At 45.0% G+C, this 14,664-nt stretch carries 12 protein-coding genes; 6 read left to right on the top strand and 6 right to left on the bottom strand.

Annotation, left to right across the window (positions count from 1 at the left end):
* Positions 1-124 precede the first annotated feature (124 nt).
* Together A6D97_RS15650 and A6D97_RS15645 are read right to left on the bottom strand one after the other, a co-directional pair.
* The gene (locus A6D97_RS15650; protein WP_065584754.1) at positions 125-1,321 is read right to left on the bottom strand and encodes a DEAD/DEAH box helicase; all 1,197 of its coding nucleotides are present in this window, start codon (positions 1,319-1,321) and stop codon (positions 125-127) included.
* 196 nt (positions 1,322-1,517) lie between these two features.
* Positions 1,518-3,149 carry an NAD(P)/FAD-dependent oxidoreductase gene (locus A6D97_RS15645; protein ID WP_048606003.1) on the bottom strand — a complete coding sequence of 544 codons (1,632 nt, stop codon included), beginning with the start codon at positions 3,147-3,149 and terminating at the stop codon, positions 1,518-1,520.
* Positions 3,150-3,402: 253 nt separating this feature from the next.
* On the opposite strand from A6D97_RS15645, the gene fdxA reads away from it, so the two are divergent.
* Positions 3,403-3,726 (top strand): ferredoxin FdxA, encoded by a 324-nt coding sequence (gene fdxA, locus A6D97_RS15640; protein ID WP_065584753.1) that lies wholly within the window; start codon positions 3,403-3,405, stop codon positions 3,724-3,726.
* A gap of 96 nt (positions 3,727-3,822) precedes the next feature.
* On the opposite strand, the gene A6D97_RS15635 is transcribed toward fdxA, so the two are convergent.
* From A6D97_RS15635 to A6D97_RS22065, 3 genes are all read right to left on the bottom strand, one after another.
* Complete coding sequence (locus tag A6D97_RS15635) at positions 3,823-4,557, bottom strand: RNA methyltransferase (RefSeq protein ID WP_065584752.1); 735 nt, start codon at positions 4,555-4,557, stop codon at positions 3,823-3,825.
* A gap of 175 nt (positions 4,558-4,732) precedes the next feature.
* Positions 4,733-5,785 carry an aldo/keto reductase gene (locus A6D97_RS15630; RefSeq protein WP_032545660.1) on the bottom strand — a complete coding sequence of 351 codons (1,053 nt, stop codon included), beginning with the start codon at positions 5,783-5,785 and terminating at the stop codon, positions 4,733-4,735.
* A gap of 372 nt (positions 5,786-6,157) precedes the next feature.
* Positions 6,158-6,304 (bottom strand): hypothetical protein, encoded by a 147-nt coding sequence (locus A6D97_RS22065; RefSeq protein ID WP_017059486.1) that lies wholly within the window; start codon positions 6,302-6,304, stop codon positions 6,158-6,160.
* 348 nt (positions 6,305-6,652) lie between these two features.
* On the opposite strand from A6D97_RS22065, the gene pepT reads away from it, so the two are divergent.
* The 3 genes from pepT (at position 6,653) to A6D97_RS15615 (ending at position 9,392) form a co-directional block, all read left to right on the top strand.
* Positions 6,653-7,885 carry a peptidase T gene (pepT, locus tag A6D97_RS15625; protein ID WP_017059487.1) on the top strand — a complete coding sequence of 411 codons (1,233 nt, stop codon included), beginning with the start codon at positions 6,653-6,655 and terminating at the stop codon, positions 7,883-7,885.
* 76 nt (positions 7,886-7,961) lie between these two features.
* Positions 7,962-8,429: a DM13 domain-containing protein gene (locus A6D97_RS15620; protein WP_017064357.1), complete on the top strand. Its 468-nt coding sequence runs from the start codon at positions 7,962-7,964 to the stop codon at positions 8,427-8,429.
* Positions 8,430-8,549: 120 nt separating this feature from the next.
* Positions 8,550-9,392 carry a mechanosensitive ion channel family protein gene (locus A6D97_RS15615; RefSeq protein ID WP_065584751.1) on the top strand — a complete coding sequence of 281 codons (843 nt, stop codon included), beginning with the start codon at positions 8,550-8,552 and terminating at the stop codon, positions 9,390-9,392.
* Positions 9,393-9,478: 86 nt separating this feature from the next.
* Here A6D97_RS15615 and A6D97_RS15610 read toward each other — a convergent pair whose 3' ends face one another.
* Entirely contained in the window at positions 9,479-9,922 is a 444-nt protein-coding gene (locus A6D97_RS15610; protein WP_017059490.1) for a cytidine/deoxycytidylate deaminase family protein, read from the bottom strand.
* Between the two features lie 259 nt (positions 9,923-10,181).
* Here A6D97_RS15610 and A6D97_RS15605 point away from each other — a divergent pair, with 259 nt between their 5' ends.
* Both A6D97_RS15605 and A6D97_RS15600 read left to right on the top strand, forming a co-directional pair.
* On the top strand, positions 10,182-11,318 hold the full coding sequence (locus tag A6D97_RS15605; RefSeq protein WP_065584750.1) for an efflux RND transporter periplasmic adaptor subunit: 1,137 nt from the start codon (positions 10,182-10,184) through the stop codon (positions 11,316-11,318).
* An 11-nt stretch (positions 11,319-11,329) separates the two neighbouring features.
* Entirely contained in the window at positions 11,330-14,482 is a 3,153-nt protein-coding gene (locus A6D97_RS15600) for a multidrug efflux RND transporter permease subunit (protein ID WP_065584749.1), read from the top strand.
* Positions 14,483-14,664: the final 182 nt, after the last annotated feature.

Genomic DNA, 14,664 nt, shown 5'->3' with positions numbered 1-14,664 from the left:
TCAACGTTATATGTATTTCAAAGAACAAAACGAAGCCACATAGGGCTTCGTTTTATTTTCATTTTGGCTAACGCGACTTTTCTTTTGGTTAATGCAACTTTGCATTTTCTGTCGCTGAAATTACTTAGTCTTGTTGCTGTTCTCTTTTCTTCTTAGGAACGAAGTTCAATACTGAGATTGGCACTTCTTTGCGTGGTTCGAAACCTTCAACAACGCGACGTTCAATCAAGTGACCCAGACGCTTTTCAATAATGCACAGGTTTTTGAAGTTATCTTTCGATAGGAAAGATATCGCTTCGCCAGACGCATCAGCACGGCCTGTACGACCAATACGGTGAACATAGTCGTCCGCTGGGAAAGGCATGTCGTAGTTTACTACGCGGCTTAGGTTGTCGATATCGATACCACGAGCAGCAACACCCGTCGCGACTAAGTACTTTAGACGACCTTTCTTGAAGTCAGCCAAGATTTTTTCACGAATCGCTTGGCTACGTCCACTATGGAAAGCTTCCGCTTGAATACCACGTTTCTCAAGTTGAGCAACCAACTTAGCAGCGCCGTGCTTGGTTTCGATAAAGATAAGCGCTTGGTCCCAGTTGCCTTCGGTAATCATGTGGCTCAATAGTGCTGACTTACGGTCTTTATCTACGGTAACTAACCATTGCTCAATGTTCGCTTTAGACGCATCTGTCTTGGCAATCGAAATCTCTTCCGCTTCGCTGATAGCACTTTTCGCTAGCGCGCGCACTGGCGTTGAAAGCGTTGCTGAGAACAGTAGATTTTGGATGTCTTGTGGTAGACGCGCGATGATCTTGTTGATGTCTTCAATGAAACCCATGTCTAGCATGCGGTCAGCTTCATCTAGAACCAGAACTTCCACTTCATCAAAGTGAACGGCACGTTGTCCGTACATGTCGATCAAACGACCTGGTGTTGCCACAAGAATATCGACACCTTCGATCAAGCGGTCTTTCTGGTGTTGGTAAGATACGCCACCGTACATCGCTAATGATGTTAGGTTTAGGAATTTCGCGTACTTAGTAATGTTCTGTTCAACCTGAATCGCAAGCTCACGAGTTGGTGTCAGAATAACAGCACGAATGCGTTTTTTACGTTGTGTTTCACCTTTACTTAGCATTTCTAAGATAGGGAGAACAAAGCTCGCAGTTTTACCTGTACCTGTTTGTGCAGCAGCAATAAGGTTCTTACCAGAAAGCACAATCGGAATTGCTTTTTCTTGAATAGAGGTTGGCTTTTCATAGCCTTGTTTTGCAACGGCTTTAACAATAGGTGAGCTTAATCCAAGCTTGGAAAATGGCATAAGTTTCTCGGTATGATTTGGCTAAATAGCGATGGAAAGGTTCAACAATCTTATACAAGGATAAGATTAATGGCGGCATTCTACCATGTTGCTTGTGTACCGCTAGTCACATGCACATAAAAAAATCCAGTGTCGACAAGACACTGGATTTTCAGTTTTGGGTGTTCGCTATTTAGCTTGGGTTTATCGAAAGCGTTTAAGCGATCTCAATCTTCTCGGCTTGGTTCTGCTCTACCATTGATAGTGCTAGCGCTTCTGCGGCCTTAATGCCGTCGATACCAGCAGACAGGATACCGCCTGCGTAGCCTGCACCTTCACCAGCCGGGAAGAAGCCCTTAAGGTTGATGCTTTGGAAGTCTTTGCCACGTTTGATGCATACAGGAGAAGACGTACGTGTCTCAACACCGGTAAGTAGGCCGTCTGGCGTAGAGAAACCTTTGATCTTCTTCTCGAACGCTGGGATTGCTTCACGAATCGCTTCGATAGCAAAATCAGGCAGCGCTTTTGAAATATCAGTCAGGTGGATACCCGGCGTGAATGACGGTTGTACTTCACCGATTGCACTTGGATCGCGACCTTTCAAGAAGTCACCGATTTTTTGAGCTGGTGCATCGTAGTTTTCACCACCAAGAACATAAGCGCCGCTTTCTAGTTCACGTTGTAAACGGATACCAGCCAGTGCGTCACCTGGGTAATCACGCTCTGGGTCGATACCTACAACGATCGCGCTGTTTGCGTTACGTTCTGCACGAGAGTATTGGCTCATGCCGTTCGTTACTACGCGGCCTTCTTCAGACGTTGCAGCAACCACAGTACCACCTGGGCACATACAGAAGCTGTATACAGTGCGGCCATTCTTACAGTGGTGAACGAGTTTGTAGTCCGCAGCACCTAGGATTGGGTTGCCTGCGTTCTTACCGAAACGAGCTTCATCGATCATCGATTGCTTGTGTTCGATACGGAAACCAACAGAGAAAGGCTTCGCTTCCATGTAAACGCCACGATCGTACAGCATTTCAAACGTGTCACGAGCACTGTGGCCAACAGCCAATACCACGTGACGAGATTTGATCTCTTCACCGTTAGAAAGCGTTAGGCCAGTGATTTGACCATCTTCCATATGAACGTCGTCAACACGAGTGCTGAAACGGATTTCGCCACCAAGTTCAATGATAGAAGCGCGCATCTTTTCGATCATGGTAACCAGTTTAAAGGTACCGATGTGCGGCTTACTTACGTATAGAATTTCTTCTGGTGCACCCGCAGCAACGAACTCTTCAATTACTTTACGGCCGTAGTGCTTTGGATCTTTAACTTGGCTGTACAGCTTACCGTCAGAGAAAGTACCTGCGCCGCCTTCACCAAACTGTACGTTTGATTCTGTGTTCAGCGTACGCTTACGCCAGAAACCAAAGGTATCTTTCGTACGCTCACGAACTTCTTTACCACGCTCAACGATGATTGGGTTGAAACCCATTTGAGCAAGCACTAGGCCAGCGAATAGACCACATGGGCCAAAACCGATAACCACAGGGCGCTCAGTTTGGTTCTCAACCGCTTTAGCAACAAACTTGTACTCCATATCAGGAGTCACTTTTACGTGCGGGTCGCTAATGAATTGTTCTAACAACTCAGCTTCGTTTTCAACGAGAACGTCAAGCGTGTAGATAAGTAAGATCTTTGATTTCTTACGAGCATCGTAGCCACGTTTAAAGATATTAAAAGAGAGTACCTGATCAGAGTTAATACCAAGTTTCGCTTCAATAGCGTCTTGAATAGCAGACTCTTCATGGTCTAGTGGGAGTTTAATTTCGGTTAAACGTATCATTTCGATGTCTCGTTTTTATAGGTGTCTTAGCTAGATCGTTTCTTAATACAGAGTTTGATGGAAACGCTGATGTTCAAAGAAGCGATAAGCTCACAATGGCGCGCATTTTACGAGAAATTGATTTATCTGTCATACTAATTTGGAAACATGGAGCAAATAGACACGATATTAGAGCCGTATGATGTTGAATTTTGCTTTGGGATGAGTATTATCCCCATTCTTCAATTTTGACTAACTTATAGAGCAGAGCATCATGGCATTTGTCGTAGGCGATAATTGTATTCAATGTAAATACACAGACTGTGTGGCAGTGTGTCCCGCAGATGCGTTCCATGAAGGCCCAAACTTCATGGTAATTAACCCGATCGAATGTATCGATTGTGGTTTATGTGTACCTGAATGTGATGCTCAAGCGATCTTCCAAGAAGACGAACTGCCAGAAGATCAAAAGATCTTCATCGAAGTGAACGCAGAGCTCGCTGAGATTTGGCCTGTGCAAACGGAAGTAAAAGCACCAATGGATGACGCTGAAAAGTGGAATGGTGTGTGTGATAAGTTGGCAATGCTAGAAAAGTAATTGTTGAAAAGAACTCAAATAAAAAGGCGTACTGATTTAATCAATACGCCTTTTTTAATATCTGAACACTGTCGATTAGCTAGTTAGCTTAGAGGTCTAGCTGTGCTGACGACGCATGTTGTCGAGAATGATGCCAGTCGCCATTGCAACGTTCAAAGACTCTGCGCCACCGAATGCTGGAATCGTAATCTTATCTGTCACGTATTTAGCGGCGTGTTCACGAATACCGTGAGACTCGCTGCCCATCAGCAAAATGCCATTTGCAGTGAAGTCAGTCTTATGAACACTTTCGCCTTCCAAAAATGCACCGTAAACCGGTAGATTCGCTTGCTCTAAGTAAGCTGGTAAGTCAGTTTGACTTACGTGTACTCGGCCAAAGCTGCCCATAGTCGCGCTGATAGTTTTAGGGTTGTATGGGTCTGCGCAATCACTGCTCGCAACGATATGCTTGATGCCATACCAGTCTGCTACGCGAATAATCGTACCTAGGTTGCCAGGGTCTGAAACGCCATCAAGCGCAATCATAAGTCCTGTTGCTTCTGGTAGTTCAAACGTTGGGATCTCAACAACTGCAATCGCGGCATTGTTACTCACCAAAGTACTTGCTTTGGTTAGATCATCCAGCGAGGCTTCAACACAATCAAACTCAATCAGTGAAGCATGATTTTCAGATAAGAAATCAGCGGTAGCAAAGACATTCTTCACCACTAAGTCACTATTGAACAGCTCAAGAACGTTCTTTTCACCTTGAACTAGAAACAGGCCGTGGGCTTTACGTTGTTTCTTTTGGCCCAAAGCACGAAGGAGTTTTAATTGGTTTTTTGAAATCATGTTTTTATCCTAGATATAAGCCCGCGCATTATAGAGCAAAGGTTAGCGAACCAAAAGCGTGATGACTCAATGCGATCTACATAAAAAGCAAAAGCAACTCACTTAAAAAAGAAAAGCGCACTAAATAGCGCGCTCTTATGGGATTTACTCACCTAAGTTAAGCTGAACTGACAGCCTAATACGGAGCAGGATAGCGTTTAAATACTGTGTTGATATCAGTCAGGATCTCTTCTGATAGCGGTTTACTAAAAGCGGCTACGTTCTCTTTTAATTGCTCCATGGTCGTTGCACCGATGATGGTGGACGTCACCCCATCAACTTGATTACACCATGCCAATGCCAGTTGGCTCGGAGTAAATCCATGAGCGTTTGCTACTTCAACATAGCCTTTAACCGCTTCGTTGGCAGATTCAGTGTCACGGAAAATGCCTTTACGTTGCATGTAAGTCCAACGGCTGCCTTCCGGTCTTGCGCCATCAATGTACTTTCCACTCAACATGCCTGCAGCTAAAGGTGACCATGGCAGGTAAGCTACATCTTCATGCACACAGTTCTCAATCAGATATGGCCAGTCTTTTGCGTGCAGTAGGCTAAATTCATTCTGAATCGAAACCATACGTGGCAAATCGTGTTTTTCACTCAGCTTGAGGTAAGTGTTAATGCCCCAAGTAGAATCATCTGAAAGCCCGACATGGCGAATTTTCCCCGCCTTAATGCAGCTTGCCAGTGCTTGTAGGATTTCCAACATCTCAGCTTCATGCTGCTTTCGGTCAATATCACTGAATCGAATGTGATTCGGGAAATGCTTACCAAAGTGAGGCGTTGTACGATTTGGCCAATGAAGTTGGTAAAGGTCGATATAGTCTGTTTGTAGGCGTTTTAATGATGCGTCAACGGCTGCGATCACCGCTTCACCCGTTATCGGGCCGCCATCTCGAACCCAAGGAAGCCCTGGCCCGGCAATTTTGCTCGCAATGATCAACTCTTGTCGACGCTGTGGGTTACGCGATAACCAGTTACCAATGATCGCTTCTGTTTTTCCGTAGGTATCTGGAGAAGGTGGAACCGCGTACATCTCTGCAGTATCGATAAAGTTAATACCTTGGCTTAATGCGTATTCGATCTGTTGGTCGGCTTGCTGCTGCGTATTTTGTAGCCCCCAAGTCATGCTGCCAAGACAGATACGGGAAACGGGAATTTGACTACTTCCTAGCTTTGAATATTCCATTGAATTCGGGGTTCCTGTGGTTAGGTTCTCTGGTACTCGCATTATAGTTTTGAAAAGAGGGCGAGTGAGGAATGAAAACGAATATGAATTATTAGCACAAAATGACACGACAAGGTATGGCATCGGGGAGTTTAGTGAGTCATTTCTCAGCGCTGCAAGCTAGTGTGTGCAATGCGTGAAAATACATTCGCGAGAAACTATGAGCCAATTGGTGATCGAGAAGTGAAGAACAACAAGCAATGAGCGAAGGTTTAATGTTCAGCTTGTTTGGGAGTGGGGGAGAGGAGAACAGATCAAAAATAAAAAAAGCTCTACCGGATAGAGCGTAGAGCTTTTTTATAGGGGTCTTAATAGTGCTAGGTATTCATTGAGTTACGAGGTCGCGTTTGTGTCTAATCCACCCTGGATCTGCGCCTGTCTTAGAGCTTCCTGCCTTTGAACTTCTTTCTCAGTTAATACTGGTCGAAGCGTTTCCTCAGAGGCTTGAGGAGAGAAAATGAAATATTTATTAATCGTCATAACTGTGTCTCCGTGTAACGTATGACAGATTCTGCATCAAGGATAAATTGTGATCATCATCCACTTTGTACTTTTGTTAGGCTGAGAGCGGAGGGCGTAGAATGCGTACAAAGCGATCTCTTATCATCCGTATGCAATGTTGAACTGACGAAACCCTCTGTTTTCAAGTATAGGAAGCGCATCTAATTTCGCACAATAATGATTTAGAGCAATTACATACATGGTCAGGGGCGTAAGATGAAAACCCTCGCTACTGACTCTGTGCTCGTATTTATTTAACGATGTATCACTTATCGACATAATAATTAAGTCAGTAAATCAATTACTTAATCCATGGTGAGATGAATTATGGAAAAGCTTGTAGAACGTTTTCTGAATTACGTTACTTTTGATACCAAATCCGATCCTTCTAATCAGCAATGCCCAAGTTCACCGGGTCAAATTACCTTTGCTGAAGCCTTAAAGTTAGAATTGGTGGCATTAGACTTAGTTGATGTGTCTTTAGATGACAATGGATACTTGATGGCGAAACTGCCGTCGAATGTCGATTACGATGTGCCTGCGATTGGCTTTGTGGCGCACATGGATACCGCTCCTGACGCATCAGGCGCCAACGTGAAACCACAAGTGATTAAAGATTACCGAGGTGGAACGATTGAATTAGGGGAAAGTGGCGAGAGTTTGAACCCAAGCCAGTATCCAGATCTTGATTCTTTACATGGTCACGACCTGATTACGACTGACGGCACAACTCTGCTTGGTGCCGACAACAAAGCGGGCATCGCTGAAATCATCAGTGCAATTGCTTACCTGAAAGCGAATCCAGACATCAAACACGGCGACATCTGCATTGGTTTCACGCCGGATGAAGAGATTGGTCGCGGTGCGAACCTGTTTGACGTTGAAAAATTTGGCGCCGAGTGGGCGTACACCATCGATGGTGGCCCAGTAGGGGAGTTGGAATTTGAGAACTTCAATGCCACGAGCGCCGATGTTATCTGTCATGGCGTGAACGTTCACCCGGGCACCGCAAAAGATAAAATGGTGAACTCGATGAACATTGCAGCGCAATTCCAATTGATGATGCCTGCGCAAGAAACACCAGAGTGCACAGAAGGTTATGAAGGCTTCTACCACCTGAAATCGGCGGAAATGGGTGTGGCTCGCTCTGAACTGGGATACATCATCCGTGATTTTGAACGTGAGGGTGTAGAAGCGCGTAAAGCATTCATGCAGCAGAAAGTCGATGAGCTGAATGAGCGCCTTGAGAAAGGCCGTGTTGAGCTGGTGCTAACCGATAGCTACTTCAACATGAAAGAGATGGTTGAACCGCATCAACATATTATTGAATTGGCCAAGCAGGCGATGATTGAGTGCAATGTCGAGCCAATGGTTAAACCAATCCGAGGTGGTACAGACGGTGCTCGCTTATCTTTCATGGGGCTACCATGTCCGAATATCTTTACTGGCGGTTACAACTTCCACGGTATTCATGAGTTCATTACCATTCAAGGCATGGAGCAAGCGGTAAAAGTGATTGTTGAACTGTCACAACGTACAGCAACGCATTACCAAAAATAGAACATCAGAGCGTTATATCTCTTTGTATTTTTGAGAGTATTCAATAATACTCTCTTTAAGCATAAGGGAGTACGCGATGAAAAAGTTAGTTTTACTTTGCACCCACTTAGCCGTGGGTGCTGTTGGTTTTGGGCTAGGTGTTTACGCATTGCCTATCTTGATTGAGCCTGATTCTCCTTCCTCAAGTTCTGTTGAAGCGATCAGTGAGCAGGCTATCTACACGGGCGAGTTCACTAAAGATCGACAAGACAGTGACTTCTTGCACTGGGGAGAAGGCATCGTCTCAGTATCCGAAAGTGCGATCGCTTTTGAAGGTGAATTGGCGCCGGGACCTGATTACAAGGTTTATCTCTCGCCTAAGTTCATTGAAACCGAGCACGCTTTCAATGACAGCAAGAACGAGTTATTGAGAGTCGGAGATGTGAAAACATTCGACCGCTTTATGGTTGAGCTTCCCGAAGGTACTGATCTTAATCGATTTAATACGGTTGTGATTTGGTGTGAAACTTTTGGCCAATTTATTACTTCTGCCAAGATAAAATGATAGCCTTACCAATAGCTGATTTAGGCACGTAAAAAAGCGCTCTATTTTTGAGCGCTTTTTCATAGCGAAGTCTCCGCTAATCGTTGTAAAGCTCGTCGTTGTAATGCTAAGGAATAAGTAATGGAAAAAGTGTGGCAAGTAATTGATTTTCTACTCGCTCATAAGTTTATTTTTAGTGCGTTGATTATCACTATTATTTTAATCATTCGCCGAATCACCTTATCTCAAATAAGAGGTGATGTTGCTTTCCTTAGTGAAGACCAACGTAACTGGATGTCACGAACCAAAAACGGCACATTCGCGATTATTGTTGCGACGTTATTTGTGCTGTGGAAATCCGAAATCAGCGAGTTTGCGCTATCTGTCACGGCCATTGCTGTTGCGATAGTAGTGGCTTCAAAAGAGATCATTTTGTGTTTCACCGGTTCTATTCAGCGTGCGAGTTCTCGTTCATTTAGAATCGGCGACTGGATCGAAGTGGGTAAAATCAGCGGTGAAGTGATTGAGCACAATCTGATGGCGACCGTGATTCAAGAAATCGATTTGTATCATGGGCAATATCACTTCACTGGCAAGACAGCCACGCTGCCTAATAGCATGTTCTTCACTTATCCGGTTAAGAACCTCAACTTCATGAAGCGTTATGTTTATCATAACTTTTTTGTGACGGTGAAAGACTTTGTAAACCTATACCCTATGCTGTCGGGTCTTATTGTGAAAATTGAAGAGCATTGCGAAGAGTTTATCGATGTTGCTCGCCGTTACAACGGTGTGATCGAAAAGCACGCTGGTGTTGACCTTCCGGGTTCTGAGCCTCACATCCATATCACAAGCAGTTCGACAGGTGAGCAAGAAGTCCATTTTATGATTTTCTGTCCAACCGAGAAGGCGGTTCATCTAGAGCAAGAGATTCGTAAAGATTTCATGGAAGCATACGCTGAAGCATTTCCTGTCAGTGCTTAATCCTGCAGTCCGCTGAGCCCCAAACAAAAGAAAGCCGAGAGCGATAATATCGACTCTCGGCTTTTTTGTTCTAACTATCTGTTCGTTTAATCTAGGTCAGCCAGTGGCAACCAATCGACTTTTACGCCTGCTTGTTCAAACATATCTTGGCTCACTTTGATTTTGTCTCCCCAGCGAGAAAGAAAGTCTTCACTTTGCTCTGGGCAGTGAACCGCAGAAATACCGGTTTGGATGATTTTCGCTGCGCAGTTTGGGCAAGGGAAGTGAGTCACCCAGATTTCACAGCTGTCCAAATCACGCTTGGCGAATAAGATCGCATTTTCTTCAGCGTGAAGTGTCTTGAGGTACTTCATCTCTCTGTCATCAGTATCCGCACTATCAGACACGCCATGTGGGTAGCCATTAAAACCAACAGAAACAATGCGGTTGTGCTTAGTGATTACGGCGCCGACTTGAGTTGAAGGATCTTTACTCCAAGAACCGACCAATTCCGCCATTTGATAGAAACGTTTAGCCCATTTTGAAATCATGAGAATTCCTTAACAATTAAATGTGAATGCTTATCTGTCTGACAATACATTATGTTAGACAATATCCATAGAGAACAAAAGCTGAGAGATTGATTTACTTAGGAATTGTAGCGTGTTTGTAATCACTTTATAAGCACTTGGTTTCAATTAACATATTGATACACTTTGGCCAGTTATAATTGATATTCCTCGGACATTTGAAGCAATTGTGTTACGTAACTTTTATGCTGTTCAATTTCTCATAAGTGACGGTATAACCATGCGTAAAAAGTTAATCCTTACGGCTCTTGCAAGCTCTCTTATTCTTGCTGGATGTGGGCAAGATGCTCAGAATGCCAAGCAAGCGCCTTTACCTCTCGTAGCTGTACAGGATGTTAGCGTCGTTTCTCACCAACAAAGTAAGTCGTACATCGGTCGTATTGAAGCCGTTGAAGACACGGCAATTACTGCACAAGTTTCTGGCTACCTGCAAAGCCGCCATTTCAAAGAAGGCCAAATGGTTGAAAAGGGTCAATTGCTTTATTCGATTGAACCTTCTTCGTTTGAAGCAGAAGTAGCAAGCGCGAAAGCGGCTGTTGCTCAAGCGAATGCCAACCTTAAAAAAGCCGAACTTGATTTCAATCGTGGTAAGAACCTACTTCCTAAGGGCAGTATTTCTCAATCTGAATTTGATGCATTAACGGCAAACCTATTAGGTTCTCAAGCACAGTTAGAAGCAAGCCAAGCTCAGTTAAACGCCGCGAATGTCCAACTTTCTCACACCAAAATTATCGCGCCTTTCTCTGGAAGAATCAGTGACACTAAAGTAAGTAAAGGTGACCTAGTTTCACCGTCTTCAGGTGTTCTGACAACTTTGGTTAGCCTAGACCCAATCCATGCATCGTTCAGCATCAGTGAGCGTGAGCGTATTGAGCTGGGTATGGACCGCATCGAAGGCGATGGCAGCAGCGACTCTGCAGGTGTTGAAGTTCAGATCATGCTTGAGAACGGTGAAGCGTTCGAACATCTAGGTCAGCTTGACTTCTTGGGCAACCGTATCAACCTTAATACTGGTACGATCGCGATGCGTGCGATTGCTGATAACCCGAATCAGCAACTACTTCCAGGCCAACACGTTCGCGTTGATCTACGTGAAAAACAACCTATTGATGTTGTGACTATTCCTCGTCGTGCAGTGCAAACCGACCTCGAAGGCGACTTCGTGATGGTATTAGTTGAAGGAGAAGCCGAACCCGTTGCTGAGCGCAGAAACATCGAAATGGGTCGTCAGGTTGAAGGTGGTGTGATTGTTCATTCTGGATTAGAGAAAAACGACGCAGTCATCACTCAAGGCCTACAGCGTGTACGTAATGGTATGTCTGTTCGTATTCAAGCTTCTGCTGAACAAGCTGAGTAAGGGGACTATTTATGTTAAGTCGTTTCTTTATTCAAAGGCCTAAGTTCGCCCTTGTTATATCCATAATCTTAACGCTGGCGGGTGCGATTTCTCTCGCTATCTTGCCAGTGGCTGAATATCCAAAAATTAGTCCACCGTCGGTCAGTGTGTCGGCATTCTACACGGGCGCAAGTGCTGAAGTGGTGGAACAGGCGATAGCCGACCCCATAGAAACGTCGGTTAACGGCGTTGAAGATATGATCTACATGTCTTCTAAAAGCGCTAACGATGGTTCATACAACCTTAATGTGACCTTTGATGTTGGTACTGACCCAGATATGGCTCAGGTCAACGTTCAGAACCGAGTTGCTCAAATCGAATCGAAGCTTCCGCAAGAAGTTCGAATGGTGGGTGTCACCGTTAAAAAGCGTTCACCAGACCTTTTGATGGTATTGAACTTCTATTCGCCAAACGGTGAGTACGACGATCAATTCTTGATCAACTACGTTAACCTAAACATTAAAGACCAACTGGCTCGTGTGAAGGGCATCAGTGAAGTTAACGTGTTGGGTGGTGGTGAATACGCGATGCGTGTTTGGTTAGATCCTGAGAAAATGGCTAACCTCAATATCACCACTTCAGACGTGAATCGCGCGTTGGCAGAGCAGAACGTTCAAGTTGCTGCAGGCCGTATTGGTGCTGCACCTTATAACAACGCACAAGAAGTGCAGTTCAACTTGGTAACAAAAGGCCGATTAGAAACAGCTGATGAGTTTGAAAATGTTGTTCTTCGTGCAACTCAAGACGGTTCAACGGTTTACTTAAAAGACATTGCACGTGTTGAGCTTGGTAAAAAGTTCTACGACGGTAATGGTAAATACCGTGGTCAAGATGCGTCGATCGTAACGCTGTCACTTCAATCAGACGCTAACGCGCTGGAAAGTGGCAAAGCTGTGATGGCGATGCTGGAAACCTTAAGCAAGAACTTCCCAGAAGGCGTGGCGTATGAAGCAAGTTACGACACTACACTGTTTGTTGCTGAGTCGATCAAAGGGGTAGTAAAGACCTTAATCGAAGCCATCTTGCTGGTTATTGCGGTAACGTACCTGTTCTTGGGTAGTGCGCGTGCAACCTTGATTCCTGTAGTTGCGATTCCGGTATCTTTGATTGGTACGTTTGCCATCATGCAGATGACGGGTTTCACCATCAACACGGTAACCCTGTTTGGTTTGATACTAGCGATTGGTATCGTAGTAGATGATGCGATCTTGGTTATCGAGAACGTTGATACCACAATGGCTAAAGACCCAACCATTTCACCGCGTAAAGCCACGCTTATTGCGATGAAAGAAGTAACGGGGCCGATCATTACGTCGACCTTGGTTCTACTTGCGGTATTCATCCCTGTTGCAATGCTTCCTGGTATTACTGGCATCATGTACCGTCAGTTCGCTCTGACTATCTGTATCGCGGTTGTTATCTCTTCAATTAACGCATTAACGCTATCACCTGCATTGTGTTCACTGGTTCTTAAGCAGGGTGGTGGTAACACGGCGCGTTGGTACCAAGCATTTAACCGTGGTCTAGAGTCTGTTACTAACAAATACGGTCAAGTGGCTGGCTTCTTAGTTAAGAAAGGCGTTCTGCTGTTCACTTTCTTCTTTGTGGCTTTGGCGGCTGTGACTTATTTTGCGAAGACAACGTCTACGGCGTTTGTACCTCAAGAAGATAAAGGCATTTTGCTGGTTAACGTTCAGCTTCCTGACGCGGCATCCTTGTCTCGAACCGAAGAAGTGACTAAGCAGCTGCTTGAAATGGTTGAACAAGAGCCGGGTGTTGATGGCGTAACACTGGTTAACGGCTACGCATTTATGACGGGCGCTTCTGCGTCGAATGGTGCGTCAATGTTCATCAAGCTTCACGATTGGGACATGCGTAATGCACTGGATGGTCAACACTCTGCTCAGGCTATCTCACAGCGTATTAATGGTCGTGCTGCGACTGAACTTCCTCAAGCTGTCGTGTTTGCGATGGGGCCTCCAGCAGTACCGGGTATGGGTGCAGCGTCTGGTTTTGAATTCGTTCTTGAAGATACATTAGGTCGTAGCCGAACTGATCTAGCGATGGTTATGAATGATGTGATTGCAGAGGCCGCTAAACAGCCCGAGATTTCACATACATTCAGTACCTTCCGTGCCAATGTACCGCACTACTATGTCGACATTGACCGTGAGAAAGCGCAGCAACTTGGTATTCCGTTGTCGGAAATCTTCCAAACACTACAAGGTAACTTAGGTTCTCTGTACGTGAATGATTTCACCATGTTTGGTAAAAACTTCCGCGTAACCATGCAAGCTGACAGTGAACACCGTAGCAGCATGGATGACCTACAACGATTCCACGTTCGTTCGTCTAATGGCGAGATGATCCCGTTAAGCACATTGGTGACTTACGACCAGATCTTCGAACCAGATGTAGCATGGCGTTACAACATGTACCGCAGTGCCGTGATTCAAGGTCAACCTGCAGAAGGTTACTCAAGTGGTGATGCGATTGCGGCAATGGAACGCGTAGCTGCAGAAGTATTGCCTCAGGGGTATCAGTACGAATGGACAGGCATGGCTTACCAAGAAGTACTAGCAGGTAACCAAGCGATCTTTGCTTTCGCACTGGCTCTGATCTTCATCTACCTGTTTATGGTGGCTCAATACGAGAGTTGGACAATTCCGATTGCGATTATCCTCGTGGTACCTGTCGCAACCTTAGGCTCCTTCTTGGCATTGAATCTAACGGGCACTCCGCTGAACCTTTATGCACAAATAGGTTTGGTTCTCTTGATAGCCTTGGCCGCGAAGAACGCAATCTTGATTGTGGAATTCGCAAAGGTAGAGCGTGAAGAGAAAGACGCACCGATTGAAGATGCAGCGGTGAAGGGCGGTACACTGCGTTTCCGTGCTGTGAACATGACGTCTTGGTCGTTCATCTTAGGTATCTTCCCGCTTATCTTTGCTGCGGGCGCAGGTCACGTGAGTCAGAACTCTCTGGGTATTTCACTGATCGGCGGCCTGTTATGTGTATTACTGGCGGGTACGTTCCTAATCCCTGGCTTCTACGCATTCGTGCAACGTAAGCGTGAGAAAGCACACGGTGGTAATACCAAGCTGGTTCCGCTTGATGACGAATAGAGGATTGAGTGTCTTGTAAGATTCGTCTCTTACAAGACCAACCCTCGGAAAACTAATTCCTTGTAAAAACTAAGGTTTAGCATTGCGCTAAGCCTTTTTTTATTCCACTTATGAATAAAAACGCCTTTTATATAAACAAATGTTTGTCATGTGATAGAGCTAACACTCTAATTTGGGTTTTG

The sequence above is a fragment of the Vibrio sp. ZF57 genome (assembly GCF_001691235.1).
Classification (GTDB): Bacteria; Pseudomonadota; Gammaproteobacteria; order Enterobacterales; family Vibrionaceae; genus Vibrio; species Vibrio crassostreae_C.
Note: the sequence above shows the minus strand (reverse complement) of the source record. Positions and strands in the feature narration are given on the sequence as shown.

Bases quoted from the DNA above. Each gene is read 5' to 3' on its own strand.
- A6D97_RS15650 (WP_065584754.1), bottom strand. From the start codon at position 1,321: ATGCCATTTTCCAAGCTTGGATTAAGCTCACCTATTGTTAAAGCCGTT.
- A6D97_RS15645 (WP_048606003.1), bottom strand. From the start codon at position 3,149: ATGATACGTTTAACCGAAATTAAACTCCCACTAGACCATGAAGAGTCT.
- fdxA (WP_065584753.1), top strand. From the start codon at position 3,403: ATGGCATTTGTCGTAGGCGATAATTGTATTCAATGTAAATACACAGAC.
- A6D97_RS15635 (WP_065584752.1), bottom strand. From the start codon at position 4,557: ATGATTTCAAAAAACCAATTAAAACTCCTTCGTGCTTTGGGCCAAAAG.
- A6D97_RS15630 (WP_032545660.1), bottom strand. From the start codon at position 5,785: ATGGAATATTCAAAGCTAGGAAGTAGTCAAATTCCCGTTTCCCGTATC.
- A6D97_RS22065 (WP_017059486.1), bottom strand. From the start codon at position 6,304: ATGACGATTAATAAATATTTCATTTTCTCTCCTCAAGCCTCTGAGGAA.
- pepT (WP_017059487.1), top strand. From the start codon at position 6,653: ATGGAAAAGCTTGTAGAACGTTTTCTGAATTACGTTACTTTTGATACC.
- A6D97_RS15620 (WP_017064357.1), top strand. From the start codon at position 7,962: ATGAAAAAGTTAGTTTTACTTTGCACCCACTTAGCCGTGGGTGCTGTT.
- A6D97_RS15615 (WP_065584751.1), top strand. From the start codon at position 8,550: ATGGAAAAAGTGTGGCAAGTAATTGATTTTCTACTCGCTCATAAGTTT.
- A6D97_RS15610 (WP_017059490.1), bottom strand. From the start codon at position 9,922: ATGATTTCAAAATGGGCTAAACGTTTCTATCAAATGGCGGAATTGGTC.
- A6D97_RS15605 (WP_065584750.1), top strand. From the start codon at position 10,182: ATGCGTAAAAAGTTAATCCTTACGGCTCTTGCAAGCTCTCTTATTCTT.
- A6D97_RS15600 (WP_065584749.1), top strand. From the start codon at position 11,330: ATGTTAAGTCGTTTCTTTATTCAAAGGCCTAAGTTCGCCCTTGTTATA.